At 45.7% G+C, this 21,365-nt stretch carries 19 protein-coding genes; 11 read left to right on the top strand and 8 right to left on the bottom strand.

The features are described 5' to 3' along the window. Positions 1–128: 128 nt before the first annotated feature. The 3 genes from fadB to tusA all read left to right on the top strand — a co-directional run bounded on the left by fadB (position 129) and on the right by tusA (position 3,812). The gene (fadB, locus tag L1N97_RS06015; protein ID WP_236129143.1) at positions 129–2,282 is read left to right on the top strand and encodes a fatty acid oxidation complex subunit alpha FadB; all 2,154 of its coding nucleotides are present in this window, start codon (positions 129–131) and stop codon (positions 2,280–2,282) included. 18 nt (positions 2,283–2,300) lie between these two features. Next, complete coding sequence (gene fadA, locus L1N97_RS06010; RefSeq protein WP_226750690.1) at positions 2,301–3,464, top strand: acetyl-CoA C-acyltransferase FadA; 1,164 nt, start codon at positions 2,301–2,303, stop codon at positions 3,462–3,464. Positions 3,465–3,563: 99 nt separating this feature from the next. Continuing rightward, on the top strand, positions 3,564–3,812 hold the full coding sequence (gene tusA, locus L1N97_RS06005; RefSeq protein WP_236129142.1) for a sulfurtransferase TusA: 249 nt from the start codon (positions 3,564–3,566) through the stop codon (positions 3,810–3,812). Between the two features lie 17 nt (positions 3,813–3,829). Here tusA and L1N97_RS17005 read toward each other — a convergent pair whose 3' ends face one another. After that, on the bottom strand, positions 3,830–4,027 hold the full coding sequence (locus tag L1N97_RS17005) for an excalibur calcium-binding domain-containing protein (RefSeq protein WP_329605542.1): 198 nt from the start codon (positions 4,025–4,027) through the stop codon (positions 3,830–3,832). Between the two features lie 341 nt (positions 4,028–4,368). On the opposite strand from L1N97_RS17005, the gene L1N97_RS05995 reads away from it, so the two are divergent. Next, positions 4,369–5,964 carry an amidohydrolase family protein gene (locus tag L1N97_RS05995; protein WP_236129140.1) on the top strand — a complete coding sequence of 532 codons (1,596 nt, stop codon included), beginning with the start codon at positions 4,369–4,371 and terminating at the stop codon, positions 5,962–5,964. Positions 5,965–6,049: 85 nt separating this feature from the next. Beyond that, the gene (locus tag L1N97_RS05990; protein WP_236129139.1) at positions 6,050–6,475 is read left to right on the top strand and encodes a hypothetical protein; all 426 of its coding nucleotides are present in this window, start codon (positions 6,050–6,052) and stop codon (positions 6,473–6,475) included. A gap of 8 nt (positions 6,476–6,483) precedes the next feature. Here L1N97_RS05990 and L1N97_RS05985 read toward each other — a convergent pair whose 3' ends face one another. After that, positions 6,484–6,882 (bottom strand): VOC family protein, encoded by a 399-nt coding sequence (locus L1N97_RS05985; RefSeq protein WP_236129138.1) that lies wholly within the window; start codon positions 6,880–6,882, stop codon positions 6,484–6,486. Between the two features lie 129 nt (positions 6,883–7,011). Here L1N97_RS05985 and rlmF point away from each other — a divergent pair, with 129 nt between their 5' ends. Then, positions 7,012–7,917, top strand: a complete 906-nt coding sequence (rlmF, locus tag L1N97_RS05980) for a 23S rRNA (adenine(1618)-N(6))-methyltransferase RlmF (RefSeq protein WP_236129137.1) — start codon at positions 7,012–7,014, stop codon at positions 7,915–7,917. 84 nt (positions 7,918–8,001) lie between these two features. Here rlmF and glyS read toward each other — a convergent pair whose 3' ends face one another. The 6 genes from glyS to dnaA are packed head-to-tail and all read right to left on the bottom strand — an operon-like array spanning position 8,002 to position 17,069. After that, on the bottom strand, positions 8,002–10,059 hold the full coding sequence (glyS, locus tag L1N97_RS05975) for a glycine--tRNA ligase subunit beta (RefSeq protein WP_236129136.1): 2,058 nt from the start codon (positions 10,057–10,059) through the stop codon (positions 8,002–8,004). Further along, positions 10,059–10,985 carry a glycine--tRNA ligase subunit alpha gene (glyQ, locus tag L1N97_RS05970; RefSeq protein ID WP_226750682.1) on the bottom strand — a complete coding sequence of 309 codons (927 nt, stop codon included), beginning with the start codon at positions 10,983–10,985 and terminating at the stop codon, positions 10,059–10,061. Before glyQ ends, glyS begins: the two co-directional genes overlap by 1 nt. 60 nt (positions 10,986–11,045) lie before the next feature. After that, positions 11,046–13,463 carry a DNA topoisomerase (ATP-hydrolyzing) subunit B gene (gene gyrB / locus L1N97_RS05965; protein WP_229586141.1) on the bottom strand — a complete coding sequence of 806 codons (2,418 nt, stop codon included), beginning with the start codon at positions 13,461–13,463 and terminating at the stop codon, positions 11,046–11,048. A gap of 2 nt (positions 13,464–13,465) precedes the next feature. Next, positions 13,466–14,566 carry a DNA replication/repair protein RecF gene (gene recF, locus L1N97_RS05960; protein WP_226750680.1) on the bottom strand — a complete coding sequence of 367 codons (1,101 nt, stop codon included), beginning with the start codon at positions 14,564–14,566 and terminating at the stop codon, positions 13,466–13,468. A 19-nt stretch (positions 14,567–14,585) separates the two neighbouring features. After that, positions 14,586–15,689, bottom strand: a complete 1,104-nt coding sequence (dnaN, locus tag L1N97_RS05955; RefSeq protein WP_226750679.1) for a DNA polymerase III subunit beta — start codon at positions 15,687–15,689, stop codon at positions 14,586–14,588. A 12-nt stretch (positions 15,690–15,701) separates the two neighbouring features. Further along, positions 15,702–17,069, bottom strand: coding sequence for a chromosomal replication initiator protein DnaA (gene dnaA, locus L1N97_RS05950; protein ID WP_229586143.1), 1,368 nt, complete (start codon positions 17,067–17,069; stop codon positions 15,702–15,704). A gap of 440 nt (positions 17,070–17,509) precedes the next feature. Here dnaA and rpmH point away from each other — a divergent pair, with 440 nt between their 5' ends. From rpmH to mnmE, 5 genes are all read left to right on the top strand, one after another. After that, positions 17,510–17,647 carry a 50S ribosomal protein L34 gene (gene rpmH / locus L1N97_RS05945; protein ID WP_226750677.1) on the top strand — a complete coding sequence of 46 codons (138 nt, stop codon included), beginning with the start codon at positions 17,510–17,512 and terminating at the stop codon, positions 17,645–17,647. A gap of 19 nt (positions 17,648–17,666) precedes the next feature. Beyond that, on the top strand, positions 17,667–18,035 hold the full coding sequence (gene rnpA, locus L1N97_RS05940) for a ribonuclease P protein component (protein ID WP_226750676.1): 369 nt from the start codon (positions 17,667–17,669) through the stop codon (positions 18,033–18,035). Then, the gene (yidD, locus tag L1N97_RS05935; protein ID WP_226750675.1) at positions 17,990–18,253 is read left to right on the top strand and encodes a membrane protein insertion efficiency factor YidD; all 264 of its coding nucleotides are present in this window, start codon (positions 17,990–17,992) and stop codon (positions 18,251–18,253) included. The genes rnpA and yidD overlap by 46 nt, the downstream gene beginning before the upstream one ends. A 3-nt stretch (positions 18,254–18,256) precedes the next feature. Beyond that, positions 18,257–19,909, top strand: a complete 1,653-nt coding sequence (gene yidC, locus L1N97_RS05930) for a membrane protein insertase YidC (RefSeq protein WP_229586144.1) — start codon at positions 18,257–18,259, stop codon at positions 19,907–19,909. 89 nt (positions 19,910–19,998) lie between these two features. Further along, positions 19,999–21,363, top strand: coding sequence for a tRNA uridine-5-carboxymethylaminomethyl(34) synthesis GTPase MnmE (gene mnmE / locus L1N97_RS05925; protein ID WP_236129135.1), 1,365 nt, complete (start codon positions 19,999–20,001; stop codon positions 21,361–21,363). Positions 21,364–21,365 lie beyond the last annotated feature (2 nt).

The raw sequence follows: 21,365 nt of genomic DNA, 5'->3' as shown, positions 1-21,365 counted from the left end.
CACGATTTAAAACACCCGTTTAAATAACTATTGATATTTTTCTAAAAGCACGAGACACTGGATCAGATAACCTCATCGTACCAGTTGCGAATAATGATATATAGCTAACGCGACCAAGGAGCATTTTTATGATTTACCAGAGTAACAGCATTCAGGTTGAGTATGTGCAACCTGGTATTGCCCAGTTTACCTTTAACGCACAAGGTTCGGTCAACAAATTTGATCAACAGACGCTGACTGATTGTAAGGCAGCCCTAAGTAAGCTGCACGCGGATCCCGCTTTAAAAGGTGTTCTTTTTGTTAGTGGCAAAGATAACTTTGTGGTCGGTGCTGACATTACCGAGTTTTTACCTATTTTTGAACGGCCTGAAGCCGATTTAGTTCCGTGGATTAAACAAGCTTCTGATGTGTTTGACGCTTGTGAAGACCTGCCTGTTCCTACCGTAGTGGCCATTAAAGGTTTCGCCTTAGGTGGCGGCTGTGAATGGACGCTCGCTTGTGACTACCGTGTAGCTGACACGACCACACGCATCGGTTTACCTGAAGTTAAACTCGGTTTAATGCCTGGCTTTGGGGGTACCGTTCGTTTACCGCGGATTATCGGCGCTGACAATGCCATGGAGTGGATCACCACCGGTAAAGATCGCAGTGCAGAGCAAGCCCAAAAAGAAGGCTTAATTGATGCCGTTGTTGCCCCTGAAAAATTAGCGGCAGCCGGTTTAAGCATGCTGCAAGACGCTATCGCGGGTCAGTTAAACTGGCAGAAGAAACGCGCTGTAAAATTACAGCCGCTAAAACTGAATAAAATTGAAGCCACCATGAGCTTTAATACAGCCAAAGGTATGGTGTTCGCCACTGCGGGTAAACATTATCCGGCGCCGATGATGGCGGTACAAACGATAGAAGCCGCTAGCACGCTAGATCGGGCAGGAGCCGTTGCTTTAGAAAACGCCGGTTTTGCCAAATTAGCCAAGACCGACGCGGCGACGGCGCAAATAGGGCTATTTTTAAATGACCAAGTCATTAAAAGTAAAGCGAAAAAAGCCGCTAAGACCGCTACTAAAGCCGTGAATAAAGCCGCTGTATTAGGTGCGGGTATTATGGGCGGAGGTATTGCTTATCAGTCTGCACTGAAAGGTGTACCGGTGGTCATGAAAGACATTGCCGACAACGCACTCGCTTTAGGCATGTCAGAAGCAACCAAGTTGCTCTCAAAACAAGTCGATCGTAAAAAATTAGATGCCGTCGGCATGGCTAAAGTGATTTCTGCTATTACTCCCACGTTAAGCAATGATTTAGTGGCCGGCGTGGATATCGTTGTCGAAGCGGTTGTCGAGAATCCAAAAATTAAAGGCGCGGTGTTAAAAGAAACTGAAGCCTTATTAAGCGACGATGCCATTTTAACCTCGAACACCTCTACTATTTCTATTAATCAATTAGCGGCAAACCTAAGTCGGCCGCAAAACTTCTGCGGTATGCATTTCTTTAACCCCGTACACAGAATGCCGTTAGTTGAAGTCATCCGCGGTAAAGATACCAGTGATGAAACCGTTGCTGCGGTCGTGGCTTATGCTGCCAAAATGGGGAAATCCCCCATTGTTGTAAACGACTGTCCTGGTTTCTTCGTTAACCGTGTACTGTTCCCCTACTTTGCTGGCTTCAGTAAGTTAGTGCTAGATGGCGCAGATTTTGCGCAAGTGGATAAAGTGATGGAGAAAAAATTCGGTTGGCCAATGGGCCCCGCCTATTTACTGGACGTAGTAGGTTTAGACACCGCTTATCACTGTACCGATGTGATGGCGGATGGCTTCCCAACTCGGATGGCGAAACTGGCAAAAGACCCGGTAGCCGCGATGTATAACGCGAAACGTTACGGCCAGAAAAATGGCGTAGGTTTCTATACTTACAGTAAAGACGCCAAAGGCAAACCGAAGAAAGATATCGATGCAACAAGCCTAGGTTTACTGTCTGAACTCACGACTGAGAAACACGAGTTTAGTGCTGACGAGATTATTGCTCGCGTTATGGTACCGATGATTAACGAAACCATTCGCTGCTTAGAAGAAGGTATCGTTGCCAGTGCCGCTGAAGCCGATATGGGCCTTGTTTACGGCTTAGGTTTCCCTCCGTTCCGCGGTGGTCCACTGCGTTACGCCGACACCTTAGGTTTAGCTAACTTTGTTGCCCTAGCCGATAAATATGCCCATTTAGGTGAAATTTATCAGGTTACAGATCATACGCGCGCCATGGCTGCTAACGGCCAGCGTTTCTTCCCGGTTTAAGCGCAGGAGCACAGCATAATGAAAAACGCAGTAATAGTAGATTGTATTCGCACCCCGATGGGTCGCTCTAAAGGTGGCATGTATCGTAATGTGCGTGCCGAACAACTTTCAGCGCATGTTATGGCATCGTTGTTATCTCGTAATCCCGCATTAGATGCTGCCGATATTGATGATGTGATCTGGGGTTGTGTGCAACAAACGCTAGAACAAGGCTTTAACATTGCTCGAAACGCCTCGTTATTAGCCGGTATCCCGCATTCTGTACCCGCGGTGACCATTAACCGTCTTTGTGGTTCATCCATGCAAGCCTTGCATGATGCCGTACGTGCTATTCAAACGGGTATGGGCGATGTCTATCTCATTGGTGGTGTGGAGCACATGGGTCATGTGCCAATGAATCACGGTGTTGATTTTCATCCAGGCTTAGCAACATCTGTTGCCAAAGCAGCAGGCATGATGGGTTTAACCGCAGAACTGCTTGGTAAAATGCACGGTATCAGTCGTCAGCAACAAGATGAATTTGGTGCTCGCTCACACCGCTTAGCGCAAGAAGCGTCAGAGCAGGGCCGGTTTAAAAACGAAATTGTTCCTACTGAAGGCCACGATGCCGACGGCGTGTTAAAACTAATGGATTATGATGAAGTCATCCGTCCTGAAACCACGGTTGAAGCGTTATCAGCTTTACGCCCGGTGTTTGACCCAGCGAACGGCACAGTAACAGCCGGTACGTCTTCAGCCTTATCTGACGGTGCATCGGGTATGTTAGTGATGAGCGAAGAGAAAGCTAAAGCCTTAGGCTTACCCATTCGAGCTTATGTACGCGGTATGGGTGTCGCAGGTTGTGATCCGTCCATCATGGGTTATGGCCCGGTACCGGCCAGTAAGAAAGCGTTAAAAATGGCGGGCTTAACCATTAACGACATTGACTATGCAGAACTGAACGAAGCCTTTGCTGCACAAGCCTTGCCCGTCATGAAAGATCTTGGCTTACTTGAAGTGGCCGACCAAAAAGTGAATCTTAATGGGGGCGCCATTGCGCTAGGTCACCCATTAGGTTGTTCGGGTTCACGTATCGCCACCACCTTACTGAATGTGATGGAAGATAAAGGCGGTAAATTTGGTTTAGCGACTATGTGTATTGGTTTAGGCCAAGGCATTGCCACGGTGTTTGAGCGGCCTTAAGCTGGCAGCTTGTAACACAATCGCTTAGAATATGGCCGTTGATACGGCCTTTTTTAATGGCTTGTCGTTAATTTGCGTCTTATATTATTGGAGTTATCAATGGCAGATGAATTTCAGCATGCCGATCACACCTTAGATGCCCTAGGCCTACGCTGCCCAGAGCCAGTGATGATGGTAAGACTACAGATCCGTAAAATGCAAAATGGTGAAACCTTGTTGATTATCGCCGATGATCCAGCCACTACACGTGATATTCCCGCTTTTTGTCGCTTTATGGAACATGAGCTAGTCATTAGTGATACTTCCGTTTTACCTTATCGCTATGTGATAAAAAAAAACCTTAACTAAATCAATTCCCTATTTATTTACCAACGCGTATCGTTTTCGCAAGGTATGCCATCTCTATCACCATCCATTTTGGTATCAGGACAATTACGAATAAAAAACTCTGCTTCCTCACGGGAAGTCATCTGACTGCAATGCTGACGACCATCACAACGGAAAGACGAAGTTGCAGCAACGGCACGAGCTCTATTTAGCGGCTCAGTATAGTCAGGTAATATATGCGGTACTAGCGGGCTTACTGATTGCGCTGGCTGTTTTTTTTCATAAAACTGCCAAGCCCCATAAACAACTCATGCTAGCAATAGTATTTTTTTCATCTAGTTTCGTCCTTGTTTGCTAATCCATTTGCTGCGTTAACAGCAACTTTAATTTAGTTTATTGAATGCACATGCGCAATCGTCTGGTTATGAATAAATAAACAACAATCTCTCAAGCAATAAAACATCATTTATCTTAAGCACTTTGCCGCAGCAAAGCCGTTAACTAACGGAATAAGTTGCGACTTGAATGATATTTATCCACACTGCTTAGCCATCACTAAATATTTGTGGAAATAATTATGCTGCTGCGCCGCTTACTTTTTACAACCCTTGCCTTAACCTTAACAGTATTACCTGCTGCCGTTTTTGGCCAAACCACTGAGCGCACGCCCTCAGCGCCTGAGCGCGGCAACCAAGGTGATGGCCCTTATAAGCGGTTAATTCTTCGAGGTGGGATTTTAATTAGTGGTGAAGGCGCGCCACCGGTAGGGCCTGTCGATATCGTTATCGAGCAAGACCGGATTAAACAAGTGAGTATTGTCGGTTATCCTGATGTGCCCGTATTGCCTGCCAGTCGACCACAAGCGGCGCCTGGCGATCAAGAAATGGATATCAGCGGTATGTATATCCTGCCTGGCTTTATTGATATGCACGGTCATATTGGCGGCTCAGCCAATGGTATCCCTGCAGAATATGTATTTAAGCTTTGGCTCGCGCATGGCATTACCACCGTAAGAGAACCTGGCAGTTTTAACGGCCTAGCATGGACGTTAAAGCACGTAAAAGCTGCCGCCGCGAATACTATAGTCGCGCCGAGGATCGTGCCTTATGTTGGCTTTGGTCAAGGCTTAGCGCAGCCGGTATTTAATCCGGATCAGGCACGTAAATGGGTTAAAGACATCAAAAAAGCCGGAGCAGCAGGTATTAAATTTTTTGGTGCTACGCCCAGCATTATGGCTGCAGCCTTAGATGAAGCTGAAAAACAAAATCTTGGCAGCATGATGCATCATGCGCAACTTAATGTGATGCGCACCAATGTCGTCGACAGTGCCCGCATGGGGCTGGGCTCGATGGAACATTGGTATGGTTTGCCTGAAGCATTGTTTGATGGACAAACCGTTCAAAACTATCCGACAAACTATAACTATCAAAATGAACAAGATCGCTTCGCGGCTGCCGGTGAATTATGGGCACAAGCAGCTAAACCCGGCTCAGATAAATGGATTGCGGTACGAGATGAGCTTATTAAACTCGATTTTACTATTAACCCCACCCTAACCATCTATGAAGCTAGCCGTGATGCCTCCGCGCAGCGGAATGCTGAATGGCATAATGAGTATACCTTACCAACCTTAACCCGCTTTTTTACCCCTAACCGTTATGCGCATGGCTCGTATTGGTTTGATTGGACTACAGAGCATGAAGTACGTTGGCGCGAAAATTACCGGTTGTGGATGCAATTTCTACAAGACTTTAAAAACCATGGTGGTCGTATTACCACCGGTTCAGATGCCGGTTATATCTATAAGATCTACGGTTTTGGCTTTATTCAAGAGTTAGAACTGTTACGTGAAGCCGGCTTTAATGCACTGGAAGTTATTCAAGCGGCAACCCTTAATGGCGCTATTGCACTGGGTTTAGACGAAGAAATCGGCAGTATCGTACCGGGCAAAAAAGCCGATATGTTCATTGTAGCTGAAAACCCATTAGCCAATTTTAAAGTGCTGTATGGCACCGGGCATTATCGCTTAAACAACAGTAATGAAGCAGAAAGCACTAAAGGTGTGCGCTATACCATTAAAGATGGCATTGTCTATGACGCACAGCAACTGCTGCAGGATGTTCGTAACTTAGTACAACAAGCTAAGACAGCAGAATTAGCAGCAAGCAATTAATCGTGTCGCTAACAGACGGTCTCGCTTGACGAGCCTAGCGAGGTTATTTAAGGTAACTATATGTTAACTTATTCAGCTGTTATCTATGCTTTGGCCACTGATTAAAGACTCTATTGCTGCAAAAGCGCTAATACTGCTGGGTATTGCGCTTTTATTTTGGTTATTTGGTTATCAAAGTTTGTTTTTCACGGCTTTACTATTTAGCTTAGAGCTGTTTTTTTTCAGCAAAACTAAGCCGCTGAGTGATGACGAGTATATTTATAGCAAAGACATCCTGAGGCTTTTTGCTGTTCAGGAACAAAAACTGCGTGTCGGCATGGACAGCGCCCCGCTTCGCAGCATTAAACACATCACACTGTGGCAAGAAGATAAACTCGGTTTTATCGATTTTGACTTAAATGGCCAGCTTCGCGTGCAATACAAATTTCGGCTGGAACAAATGCATCCGTTGCAGCAATGGCTGCAACAAGCCTTGCCAGATGCTGAGTTTGTGAACGGTTTTAAAAGTTAATACTGTTGCTAGGCGGGTTGTTTAGGCTGCAGTAAATCCCATTTATTACCATACAAATCTTGAAACACCACTACGGTGGCATACGTTTCCTCACGAGGCGCTTCCAAAAACACGACGCCTTGCTCGCACATTTTCTCGTAGTCTTGCCAAAAATGGTCTGTTTGTAAAAACAGGCCTACCCGATCTGCGGTTTGACAGCCGACCAAGGCAAGTTGCTGTGCATTACTTGCTTTAGCCAGCAAGATCGCAGTTTGTGCGCCTGGTGGGGCGACTTTTACCCAGCGTTTATCGGCGGATAGCAGGGTATCTTCTAATAAGTTAAAACCTAAACACTGCGTGTAAAATTGAATCGCCGCATCATAATCCGTTACTAATAAACTGATACAACTGATATATTTTTGCGCCATGGCAAGCTCCTTTTAAATGAGTAATATTTTATCCGCTAGCCGAAGCTTGTGCTTTATTGTGGCGAGTTTAACTCGCAGCCCAAGCGGCATTCTATTACACTTAGTGCAAAGTGCTTACTACTAAAGATTATGACCAGCGAACCTTCAAAACTTCACCCCAGAAATCCGCATCATGGCCGTTATGATTTGCCAACACTCTGTGCTAAATATCCTGCATTAACGCCATTTTTAACCCGCACACCAACCGGTGCTGCCACCATAGATTTCAGTGACAGTCAGGCGGTACAACATCTCAATGCGGCCATCTTAGCAAGCTATTACCAAATTGATTTTTGGCAATTACCCTCAGGCTACCTCTGCCCACCGATCCCAGGCCGTGCTGATTATTTACATTATGCGGCCGACTTGCTTAGTCAACTGCCGCAACATCAGGGGCAAGTACCACAGGGTAAACAAGTACGGATGCTGGATATTGGTTGTGGCGCGAATTGCATTTACCCTATTTTAGCGACACGCAGTTTCGGCTGGCAGGTTGTCGGCAGCGATATTGATCAGCAAGCTCTGAACATCGCCAACACCATTATTAGCGCCAACGCTCGCTTAAAAGGGATGATTAGTTTGCGCTTACAAGCCAAACCTTCACAGATTTTTCAAAGTATTATCCACGCGCAGGAGTATGTTGATTTAGTGGTGTGTAATCCGCCCTTCTATCGTTCCGCGGCTGAAGCACAAGCGGTTAACCAACAAAAATGGCAAAAGCTCGGTAAAGCCAAGCAAGGTCGCAATTTTTCGGGGAATAACCATGAGCTATGGTGTGATGGCGGCGAACTTGTTTTTATTAGCAATATGATTAAAGAGAGCGCATTATTTGCTAAACAAGTTGGCTGGTTTACCACTCTGGTCTCACAGCAAAAACACCACAAGCCATTACTCGCTTTATTAAAACAATATCACACGGTTGAAGTGAAACAATTGAAGATGCAGCAAGGCCAAAAGAGCAGTTTACTATTAGCTTGGCGCTTTCAGCCAGGTTAATAGCCTGACAAGGCAGAGCCTTTATTTAGATGGCACAGCAACAAAAAAGCCAGCAACATGCTGGCTTTTTTAACGATTTATGGCTTATTGCAATACTGAGATATCAGCAACCTGCAAAAATAATTCGCGTAACTGTTTTAATAACGCTAAACGATTCGCCCTTACGGCGGCATCATCTGCATTGACCATCACTTGATCAAAGAAATGATCAATTACCTCACGTAAGGCGGCAAGATGGCTTAACGCGCTGGTGTAATCACTAACACTCGCCTGATACACTTGCTCTGCCTTTATCGCACTAAACAACGCTTGCTCCGCGCTTTCCTGCAGTAAGTTTTCTTGCACAGTATCCGCTATGGCGGTGTCTACCTTAGCAAGAATATTTGCAACGCGTTTATTCGCTGCTGCCAGCGCTAAGGCGGCCTCAAGCTTACGGAACGCGGCTACCGCCTTCACCCGACGGTCAAAGTCTGCAGGGTTGGTTGGACGGCGCGCAAGTACGGCTTGGATCACATCAATGCTGTAACCTTCGTCTTGATACCAAGCACGGAAGCGGCCTAGCATAAAGTCGACGACGTCATTAGCCACCTCTGAATGCGTCAATTTACAGCCAAAAGTCTGCTGGCTAAAGCGAATTAAGTCGACTAAGTCTAATGGCAGTTGCTTTTCGACCATAATACGCAAAGCACCAATGGCTGCACGACGCAGTGCAAAAGGATCTTTATCCCCTTTCGGCACTTGGCCAATGCCGAAAATACCGACTAAAGTATCTAATTTATCGGCAATAGCTACTGCGGCACCTTCTAAACGACTCGGTAATTGATCACCGGCAAAACGCGGCATATATTGCTCATTGAGCGCTAATGCTACGGTATCCGCTTCACCATCTAAGCGTGCATAGTGCATTCCCATAATACCTTGTACCTCTGGGAACTCACCGACCATATTGGTCATTAAATCGGTTTTAGATAATAAACCGGCGCGTGCTGCCGCCGTTTCATCAGCACCAATTTGCTTAGCAATATAGGCAGCAACCTGACTGATCCGCTCCGATTTTTCCGCTAAGGTACCTAATTGCTGTTGGAATAACACGGTGCTTAAGCTTTCTAAGCGATCCACTAACTTAGTTTTGCGATCGGTATTAAAGAAGAACTGTGCATCTGATAAACGCGGCCGCACCACTTTCTCGTTACCCGAGATAATTTGCTGCGGATCTTTACTGGCGATGTTCGCGACAAACACAAATTTGTTTAATAACTTGCCTTGCTGATCACGCAACGGGAAGTATTTTTGGTTGTCTTTCATGGTTGAAATAAGTGGCTCAGCTGGCACTTGCAAGAAACTTTCTTCAAAGCTTCCCACTAAAACAACCGGCCATTCTACTAAGGCGGTCACTTCTTCGAGCAGGGCATCATCCCATTGCACTTGTGCATCGAGCTGTTTAGCTGCAGCAGTAACGTGCTCAGCAATAAAGGCTTTACGACGACTAAAGTCAGCAATGACATAAGCTTGTTCTAACACGGCTAAGTAAGCATCAGCATCTTTTACGGTAACTTTAGCCGGCGCATGGAAACGATGGCCGTGCGTTTGATTACCGCTTTGTCGACCTAAAATGGTTGCAGGAACAACAGCAGCACCGTACAGCATAATAATGGTATGCACAGGCCGAATAAATTCAGCATCGGAATTGCCCCAGCGCATCGGTTTGGCGATGGGCAGTTTGGCTAAAGCGCTAGTAATCACCTCGGCTAATAACGCGGTGGTACTTTGGCCTTTTTGTAATTGTTTACACAACAACCAAGCGCCTTTATCGGTCTCTAAGCGCTCGGCTTCTGCCACGCTAATGCCACAACCTGCGGCCCAGCCTTGAGCAGCCTTGGTGGGCTCACCCGCTTTATCAAAGGCGGCTGCTATAGCAGGGCCACGCTTTTCTACTACTTTGTCAGCTTGTTGTGCCGCTAATTGATTAACGCGCACAGCTAAGCGACGCGGTGCAGCGTACCATTGCACCGTGCCATGTTGTAATTCTAATTTGGCTAATTCCGCCGTAATGTTGTCTGCAAAAGCCGTGGCTAAGGTTGTCAGTGCTTTTGGTGGTAACTCTTCAGTACCAATCTCAACCAGAAAATCCTGAGCGCTCATTATTTGGCCTCCTTTTGAACTGCAGGCTGCGTTTTACAAAGCGGAAAGCCTAACTTTTCACGTGCGGCAAAATAAGCTTCGGCACAGGCTTTAGCGAGCGCCCGTACTCGTAAGATATAACGCTGACGCTCAGTTACCGAAATGGCGTGTCGGGCATCTAATAAGTTAAAAGCATGCGACGCTTTCATGACTTTTTCGTAGGCTGGTAATGCCAAGCCTTTTTCAATCAGATATTGGCTTTCTTTTTCACACTGGTCAAAGTAGCTAAACAAGGCAGGTACATCGGCATGTTCAAAGTTGTAAGTTGATTGTTCAACTTCATTCTGATGGAATACGTCTCCATAAGTCACACGGCCTAAGGGGCCATCAGCCCAAACGAGATCATAGATGGAATCAACACCTTGGATATACATGGCCAGACGCTCTAGGCCGTAGGTAATCTCACCGGTCACCGGACGACACTCTAAGCCACCGACTTGCTGGAAATAAGTGAACTGTGTGACTTCCATGCCGTTTAACCACACTTCCCATCCTAAACCCCAAGCACCTAACGTAGGCGATTCCCAGTTGTCTTCGACAAAGCGAATATCATGTACCAAGGTATCTAAACCTAACTCTTCTAAAGAGCCTAAGTACAACTCCTGAATATTATCAGGTGAGGGTTTCAGGATAACTTGGAACTGATAGTAATGTTGTAAACGGTTTGGATTTTCGCCATAACGACCATCCGTAGGCCGACGACAAGGTTGCACATAAGCAACGTTGGTTGGCTCGGGGCCTAACGAACGCAGGAAGGTCATAGGATGAAAAGTACCTGCGCCCACTTCTAAGTCTAACGGCTGAACAATAACGCAGCCTTGACGCGCCCAGTAATCCTGCAAGGCTAAGATTAGCCCCTGAAAGGTTTTCGTATCGTATTTATGCATGCGCTACTAACTCACTAAAATAACTGAGGGGCTGAAAAGCCCCTACTTGGTATTGTGCGGTTACACGTCTAAGTTTGCGACGTATAAAGCATTCTCTTCTATAAAGGCTCGCCGTGGTTCAACGTGATCCCCCATCAGGGTTGAAAACAGTTGATCAGCACCGATAGCGTCCTCGATCCTTACCTGCAGCATCCGGCGATTTTGTGGGTCCATGGTGGTTTCCCAAAGCTGATCGGGGTTCATTTCCCCTAGCCCTTTATAACGCTGAATATACAAACCGCGCTTCGACTCAGACATTAACCAGTCTAAGGCTTCACGGAATGTGGCTACTGGTTTCACTTTCTCGCCACGACGGATATAACCGCCTTCTTCGATTAAGTCACGGATCTCATCACCTAAGGCTGCTAGGCTTAAATAGTCACGAGAGGTAATAAAATCGTGATGTAACAAGTATTCGTTATCGATGCCATGCTGACGAATAATCACTTTTGGCTGGAATAACTGCCGCTCGCGATCTTCTACCACATCGTATTTATAAATTGAGCCGTCACCTTCTTTCTCATCTAAACGCTTCGCTAAGGTTTTTACCCATTCTTCTACCGCCGTTTGATTTTTCATGGTCTCAGTGGTTAAACCGGCAATGTAAATCAGTTCGGTTAGTAAGTTCTGTGGGATCTTACGGCTTAAACGTTGAATAATGCTGGTAGCTTTATGATATTGACGCACCAGTTTTTCCAGTACTTCACCACCAATGCCAGGGGCATTTTCATTAACATGCAAATAGGCTTCATCTAAAGCCAGCGTCGTTAAGTACTCAACTAATGAGGGCTCATCTTTAATATACTGCTCTTGCTTGCCTTTTTTCACTTTAAACAGCGGTGGCTGAGCAATATAGATGTAACCACGTTCGATCAACTCAGGCATTTGCCGATAGAAGAACGTCAGTAATAAGGTACGAATATGCGAACCGTCGACGTCAGCATCCGTCATTAATACGATGCTGTGATAACGCGTTTTGTCGGGATTATATTCTTCGCGACCAATACCACAACCTAAAGCCGTGATTAAGGTGCCCACTTCTTGTGAAGATAACATCTTATCAAAACGCGCTTTTTCAACGTTTAAGATTTTCCCTTTTAACGGCAGAATAGCTTGGTTTTTACGGTTACGGCCTTGCTTGGCTGAACCACCCGCAGAGTCACCCTCTACAATGTACAGTTCAGATAACGCAGGATCTTTTTCTTGGCAGTCGGCTAATTTACCCGGTAAACCGGCAATATCCAGCGCCCCTTTACGACGTGTCATTTCACGCGCTTTACGCGCGGCATCACGCGCACGTGCTGCATCAACAATCTTACCGACGATGATTTTGGCATCACCTGGGTTTTCTAACAAATACTCGTTGAGCTTTTCGCCCATGACGCTTTCAACAGCAGAGCGTACTTCTGAAGAAACCAATTTGTCTTTAGTTTGCGAACTGAATTTTGGATCAGGCACTTTAACACTGATCACCGCCGTCAAACCTTCACGAGCATCATCACCAGAAGCTTGTACCTTCATTTTTTTCGCATAACCTTCATGCTCAATGTAGGTATTTAGCACGCGGGTTAAGGCACCACGGAAGCCCGCTAAGTGAGTACCACCATCGCGTTGCGGAATGTTGTTAGTAAAACAAAATACGTTTTCTTGATAGCTGTCGTTCCACTGCATCGCCACTTCAACTGAAATACCGTCTTCGCGCTGATCAGAAAAATAGAACGCTTTTGGATGCACGCTGGTTTTACTACGATTCAAATACTGTACAAAGGCTTCGATGCCACCTTCATACTTAAAATGGTCGCTTTTATCGTTACGCTCGTCGGTTAAGATAATACTTACGCCCGAGTTTAAGAACGACAGTTCGCGTAAACGTTTCGCTAAAATATCGTAGTGATAATTGATGTCAGAGAAAATAGTTGGGCTTGGCCAAAAACGAATGGCCGTACCTGAACCTTCTGTTTCACCGATTACCGCTAAAGGTGCTTGTGGTACACCCAGATGATAAATTTGGTTATGCACTTTGCCTTTACGGCGAATGGTCAGTTCTAATTTGTCAGATAAGGCATTAACAACGGATACGCCCACACCGTGCAAACCACCCGACACTTTATAAGAGTTATCGTCAAATTTACCGCCGGCATGCAGCACGGTCATGATAACTTCAGCGGCTGAAACGCCTTCTTCGTGCATATCAGTAGGTACGCCACGACCGTTATCACGAACAGAGACCGAACCATCACTGTGAATGGTGACCCAGATGTCAGTACAGTAGCCTGCTAAGGTTTCATCGATGGAATTGTCGACCACCTCGAATACCATATGGTGTAAACCCGTACCGTCATCGGTATCACCGATATACATACCGGGTCTTTTACGTACTGCATCCAGACCTTTTAATACTTTAATACTTGAGGAATCGTAATTATGCTCTTCGGCCATCTCTATCTGTCCGTGCTTGTTATCTGACCGTGTTCCACGTGAAACATTTGCCGGCGCGAAGCCGGTATAAAAGGTGAAACCTGATCAGCATTAATTGCTGTTATAAAAACCTGCGAATTAATATTGTTTAAATAATTAAAAACCGTTTGGGTGGAACTGGCATCCAACTCGGATGCTAAATCATCAATCAATAACAAGGGCTGTTTCTTGCCGCTGCTACCTATCACATTGTTTTGTGCGATTTTAAGCGCAAATAATAACACTTTTAGCTGCCCACGGGATAATACTTCTTCAACCACCAGCTGCTTTCTTCGAAGTTTTAAATCCGCTTTTTGTGGGCCATATTGAGTAAAACCCTGCCGCATATCTTGCTGAAAATTTTGTTCTAACAGTTGTTTCAAATCGGCTGGGCTTTGCACCCGCTCTGGCCAACCCGCTTGTAATTGCAAACTCACTTCAGCTAACAGTGAATTACCCTCTACTAGCTTCAAATATTCATGTTGCAGCAGTCCGATATAATGCTCTCGCAACGATTGTAACTGCCAAGCCAAACTAACTAATTGCTGGTCCCAATAATCAAATTGTTGATCATAAGCACGGCTTTGCTTTAACAAGGCATTACGTTGTTTCAGAACCCGACTAAACTGCAACCACACGGTATAGAAGGTAGGTTCCACGTGGAACACACCCATATCAAAATATTGACGACGCTCTTTCGGGCCACCAAAAAATAATTTAAAACTGTCAGGCGTAATTAATTGCACCGGCAACAAGGCCGCAAAATCGGCTAACTTACAGTTACTGGCCGCATTTAACCGCAATAGCAATTCGGCTTGCTTGTCGCGTTGCAAGCCTAAGCTAAAGGTTTGCTCAGCATCAGCAACCTTGGCATGCAGTACAAAGTGCTCTTGCTCGTATTGAATTAAACGTTGATGCCGACTACTTCTGAAGGAACGCCCATGCGCCAGATAGTAAATTGCTTCTAATAAGCTGGTTTTGCCGCTGCCATTCTCACCGCAAATCAGATTGCACTGCGCATGCGCGTTAAACTGCAGTTCCGAAAAATTACGGAACTGCTTAAGCTGCAGCGAGATTAACGACATGCTTTAGACAACAACAGAATTATAAGCGCATCGGCATGACAACGTAGGCAGCACCAACGTTACCCACACCTTCTATTAAGGCACTAGAATTGGAATCATTTAAATTCAGGATCACCAGATCGGTATTCAAGCTATTTAATACATCCAGTAAATAACCGACATTAAAACCAATTTCGAGGTTATCCCCTTCGTACTCCACTTCGATCACTTCTTCTGCTTGCTCGTGTTCAGGGTTGTTCGCCACAATCTGCAGTTCAGAAGAACTTAGGGTAAAACGCACACCGCGGTATTTTTCATTCGATAAAATAGAGGCGCGAGTACAGGCATCTTTTAATACGGTACGATGCGCGGTTACTTGCTTGGTACTGTTGCGCGGCAACACACGACGGTAATCGGGGAAACGGCCATCAATTAATTTACTGCTAAAACTAAAACTGCTGTCACTTAAACGAATATGATTTTGGCCAAGGCTCAAGGTGACCAACTGCTCATCATTCGCCAGCAAGCGCATAATTTCTAAAACACCTTTGCGTGGAATAATAATCTGCTTTTGTTGGCCAGCATAAGACGGCAACGCTAAGGTACTCATGGCTAAACGATGGCCATCAGTGGCCACTGCAGATAAGTTGCCGTTATCTACTTCAAACAACAAACCATTTAAATAATAGCGTACGTCCTGATTGGCCATCGAAAAGGCCGTATCATCTAATAACTTGCGCAACTGTTGGCGAGTCAGTGATAACTCAACCTCGCCTTGCCAGGTTTCTAAATTGGGGTATTCAGCAGCATTGAGCGTGGATAACGTAAATTTGGTTTTGCCACTGCTTAAAATACAATTTTCACCTTGCACCTGCACTGCGATATCGCTGTTTTCCGGTAAGCTGCGGCAAATATCTAACAGCTTTTTTGCCGGCACAGTAATCCGCCCCGCACTGTGTACTTGCAATTGTACCGTGCTAGCAACCAACTCCACTTCTAAATCGGTACCGGTCAGTGACAGTGTATCGGCGCTAACATCCAATAACACATTCGATAAAATTGGCAAATTATGGCGGCGCTCAATAGCACCCGAGACCATTTGTAGAGGCTTCAGTAAGGCGTCACGGTTAATCACAAATTGCATAACAAAACCCTGTTAAGACGATAATGTTCGAATAAGATTTTGGAAATCTTCTTTAATTTCATGTGTTTCTTCTTTTAGCGATTCAATCTTACGACAGGCATGAAGCACAGTTGTATGATCGCGACCCCCAAAAGCATCCCCAATTTCTGGCAAACTATGATTGGTGAGCTCTTTCGCTAACGCCATCGCCATTTGCCGCGGCCGTGCGACCGAACGGGAACGCCGTTTCGACAGTAAATCCGCGATACGGATTTTGTAGTATTCGGCTACGGTCTTTTGAATATTTTCGATCGTCACCAGCTTATCTTGTAGGGCTAATAAATCGCGTAAGGCTTCCCGCACAAAATCAATGGTAATGGGCCGACCGGTGAAATTAGCATTAGCAATCACCCGATTCAAGGCGCCTTCGAGTTCGCGAACATTTGAGCGCAAACGCTTGGCCACGAAAAAAGCCACTTCTTCCGGTAGGCGGATCTGATTTTCTTGCGCTTTACGCATTAAGATCGCCACCCGTGTTTCAAGCTCAGGTGGCTCGATCGCGATAGTCAAACCCCAACCAAAGCGTGATTTTAAGCGATCTTCGACACCATCAATTTCTTTGGGGTAACGATCGCTGGTTAAAATGATCTGTTGATTGCCTTCTAACAAGGCATTAAAGGTATGAAAGAATTCTTCTTGGGAACGTTCTTTGTTGGCAAAGAATTGAATATCATCAATAAGTAACGCATCAACCGAACGGTAATAGCGCTTAAACTCTTCTATAGCATTGTTTTGTAGGGCTTTTACCATATCCTGCACAAAGCGCTCTGAATGCATGTAGATCACTTTTGCATCCGGTTTCTTCGCTAAAATGCCATTACCAACCGCATGTAATAAATGCGTCTTACCTAAACCTGTGCCGCCATAGATAAATAATGGGTTATAAGCCGTGCCAGGGTTGTCAGCCACCTGTGAGGCTGCCGCACGAGCCAATTGGTTCGACTTACCCTCAACAAAGTTAGTAAAGGTGTAATTCGCGCGCATATTGGAGCGCACTATGGTTTTAGGAACCGGTTCTGCAATTTCTCGCGAAGCGACAGCCACTTCAGACGGCATCAGATGCGGTTGTGGCGCGGGCGCAGCTTTGACGTTATTTTGGCTAGTACCCACATCAAAGCGTAAACGCGGTGCGTTGTCACCACAGTAATCGCGGATCAGTTCAAGGATCCGGTTTAGGTATTTTTCACGCACCCAATCCAATACAAAACGATTGGGAGCATACAACGTCAACGCGTCAGCCGAGCTGTCAGCCTGTAAAGGACGGATCCACATACTAAAGTGTTGCGCGGGGAGTTCTGCTTGCAAAGCTTGCAGACAATTTTGCCAAACGGACTGATACACCTGATCTCCTGAAGCCTGAATTATAATGATCGATAAGGCTGGTGTAGAAATGCCAAACGGCATTATCGTATGATCTTATCCACAACTTCAAGATTGACTTTTTAAAAAAGCCTAACAACACCCTCAATAACACGCTATGCTTTTGTATTAATTGATTATTATACCGTTATTCTATTTAAGAATACTCAAGCTAAAACTGGGTTAAATCTGGCTTAAACAATAAATAACTCACACTTTATTCGCAAAAGATCGCCTAGGCTGTGGAAAACTTTAGTAAAACAGGGATCGCGACTAGCTAGGATCGTAATTAAAGCAAGGATCGCATTGACTTTAGGGCGCAGAGTACTTAAAATTCGCGCTCATTTTTGTCAGCTGCGTTTTGGTGTATTTGCTAAAACACAGGTAACCTTAGTAAATATTTCGACCGGACGGATGAAATTATGAGTAAAAGAACCTTTCAACCAAGCGTATTAAAGCGCAAGCGTAACCACGGTTTCCGCGCCCGCATGGCCACTAAAAATGGTCGTGAGGTGTTAGCACGTCGTCGTGCTAAAGGCCGTAAACGTTTAACAGCCTAAACTGGTCGTTAAACGCTGCGTGCCCAGCTTCAGATTCGGCCGGGAGTTACGTCTGTTAACTCCCAGTCAGTTTGACAATGTTTTTCAAAACCCGTTTCGGGTCGCATCTCCCCTATTTACCATTCTAGCAAAGCCCAATCAGTTAGCTCATCCACGAATTGGCCTTACTATCGCCAAAAAACGTGTTAAATTAGCCGTGCACCGCAATCGTATTAAACGATGTGTGCGCGACAGCTTTCGTTTGCATCAGCATCAGCTTCCCGGTGTGGATCTGGTACTCATGGTAAAAGGGGATATTAGCAACACCCCTAATGATGAATTACTGAAACAACTGGAACGGCTATGGCAGAAGATCGCTCGCCAATACACCGCTTTATCGTTTGGTTGATGCTCGGCCTAGTCCGAGGTTATCAATTATTGATAAGCCCGCTATTGGGGCCTCGCTGCCGATTCCACCCAACTTGCTCAAATTATGCTATTGAGGCCATTGGTCGCTTTGGTGCAGCAAAAGGGGCTTGGTTAGCCAGCAAACGCATATTAAAATGTCATCCGTTTCACCAAGGTGGTGAAGATCCCGTTCCTGATAAGCATAATGAGAAAAGCTAACCCATGGATTCACAACGCAGTTTTCTAGTAATTGCCCTGGCAATCGTCAGTTTTTTCCTCTGGCAGGAATGGCAAAAAGATTATGGTCCGCAACCGGCGGTGGCCCCTCAACAGGTCAGCAGCACGGTAAGTGGCAGTGCTAACAATGGCAGCTCGGCATCAATGTTAATGGATAGCCCTGACACGCCGGCGGTAGCCAACAGCACGCCCAACATTGATCAAAACCGTCGCATTAAAGTTAGCACTGATGTGTTTGAACTTGAGATTGATAGCCGCGGTGGTGATATTGTTAGTGTTAAATTGCCTGAACATAACTTAACCAAAGACAGCAACACCCCTTATGTATTGATGCGTCAGCTTCCTGGTTTTGAATATGTTGCGCAATCTGGTTTGATTGCCCGTGACGGCCCAGACCGCACTGAACGGCCATTGTATCAAGTTGAAAAAGCCCAATATCAAGCTCAGGGTACTGAACCCTTAGTGGTGCCACTGCGCTTAACGCACAATGGCATGCAAATCGAAAAACGCTTTACCTTTACGCCAGGACAATATGATGTCCGGGTAGAATATTTTATCGTCAACAACAGCGATGAAATCAAAACGGTTCAGCCTTATCAGCATTTATTACAAAACATTGATAGTGGCGAAAGCGCCAGCATGTTTATGCCGATATACCGTGGCGCCGCTTTTGGTAGCGGCGAAGAACGCTATAAAAAGTATGACTTTGAAGACATGCAGAAAACTAACCTGAGCGTCAGCACTCAAGCAGGTTGGGTTGCCATGTTAGAGCATTACTTTGTTGCTGCCTGGATCCCAGACTCAGCAGGCACTAACCAGTTATACAGCCGCATCCACGGCACGAACAAAGGCGTTATTGGCGCGCTGGGTACTGCCATTGATATTGATCCGGGCCAAAGCGCCAGCATCACAGCCACGTTTTATGCTGGCCCTAAAGTCCAAGACGAATTAGCCAAATTAGCCAATGGCCTAGACCTTACCGTTGATTACGGTTTCCTGTGGTTTATCTCACAATTACTGTTCTGGCTACTGACTAAAATTCAGTTATTTGTTAGCAACTGGGGTTTAGCGATTATCTGTATTACGTTAATTGTGAAAGGCGCAATGTTCCCGCTGACGAAGATCCAATATGAGTCGATGGCGAAAATGCGTAACTTGAAGCCGAAAATTGAAGAACTTCAAGCACGTTATAAAGACGATAAGCAGAAAATGGGCCCAGCGATGATGGAATTATATCGCAAAGAGAAAGTAAACCCGATGGGTGGCTGTTTACCCATGCTCATCCAAATGCCTATTTTCTTAGCACTGTACTGGGTATTTGTTGAAAGTATTGAACTACGCCATGCGCCATTTATGCTGTGGATCACCGACTTATCAACTAAAGACCCATACTATGTGTTACCGGTGTTGTTTGGTTTGAGTATGTTTATGATGCAGAAACTCACGCCAATGCAGGTCACCGATCCTTTACAACAGAAGCTGATGATGTGGATGCCTGTCGCGTTCTCCGTATTCTTCTTCTGGTTCCCAAGTGGCTTAGTATTATACTGGTTAGTCAGTAACTTAATCTCACTTGGCCAGATGCTGTATATTTATCGCGGCATGGAGAAAAAAGGTCTGCATACCCGCAAAACCTAATACCGCGCAACTTATCCCTTGCGGATAAGATGTTCTACACTAAGCCTGTTAGCATTATGCAGCAGGCTTTTTTTATCCCAGAGGATGTTATGTTTAGCACTGATACTATTGCCGCTTTAGCCACTGCCCCAGGTCGAGCCGGAGTAGGCATTATTCGTATTTCTGGCCCCGACAGCAAAGCGGTGGCCCAAGCCATACTGCATAAAATCCCTAAACCCCGTGCCGCCGAATATTTAGGCTTTTATGCTAAAGACCAGCAATTACTGGATCAAGGTATAGCGTTGTTCTTCCCAGGCCCAAACTCGTTTACCGGCGAAGATGTGCTTGAATTACAAGGGCATGGCGGGCCAGTACTACTGGACATGTTACTTAAACAAGTGCTGCAATTACCCAATGTACGCATTGCTCGCCCTGGCGAATTTTCAGAGCGCGCGTTTTTAAACGATAAACTCGACTTGGCTCAAGCCGAAGCCATTGCTGATTTAATTGATGCCAGTAGTGAACAAGCCGCTCGCTGCGCCATGCAATCCTTACAGGGTGAGTTTTCACGGCGTATTCATGAATTAGTTGAAAAAGTGATTTATCTGCGGATGTATGTTGAAGCGGCTATCGACTTTCCAGATGAAGAAATTGATTTTTTATCAGACGGCAAAGTCGCCACAGACTTAGCCGACATTATCGACTTTTTAGCCACCGTGAAGAAACAAGCGGCACAAGGCAGTATTCTTCGTGAAGGCATGAAAGTGGTGATTGCTGGCCGCCCAAATGCCGGAAAATCCAGCTTATTAAATGCCTTAGCCGGGCGTGAAGCGGCAATTGTCACCGACATTGCCGGTACGACCCGAGATGTTTTACGCGAACATATTCATATCGACGGCATGCCGCTGCATATTATCGATACTGCCGGCCTGCGCGAAGCCAACGACCAAGTGGAACAAATTGGTATTGAGCGAGCATGGAATGAAATCGCCCAAGCCGACAGAGTACTGTTTATGGTAGATGGCACAACCACGGCTGCCACCGACCCCCGCGAAATTTGGCCAGACTTTATTGACCGCTTACCTGCTAATTTAGGCGTAACGGTGATCCGCAACAAAGCCGATCTTACTGGTGAGCCCATGACACCGGACCAACAAGCAGCAGCTCCGGTTTATCGTTTATCGGCTAAAACCGGTGATGGTATTGATGCACTGCGCGAACATTTAAAACAATGCATTGGCTTTGATGCCAGCACTGAGGGCAGCTTTCTGGCTCGACGTCGCCATTTAGATGCACTGGATCGCGCGGCGGAGCATTTGAGTACTGGCCAAGAACAACTGCACAGTTATATTGCAGGTGAAATCCTGGCCGAAGAATTAAGGCTAACTCAACAACATCTGAATGAAATCACGGGTGAATTTAGTAGTGATGACTTACTCGGACGCATTTTTAGCTCATTTTGTATCGGTAAATAAGC

The sequence above is a fragment of the Rheinheimera sp. UJ63 genome, assembly GCF_021568285.1.
In the GTDB taxonomy this organism is placed as follows: domain Bacteria; phylum Pseudomonadota; class Gammaproteobacteria; order Enterobacterales; family Alteromonadaceae; genus Alishewanella; species Alishewanella maricola.
This window is presented reverse-complemented; position numbering and strand designations above follow the sequence as displayed.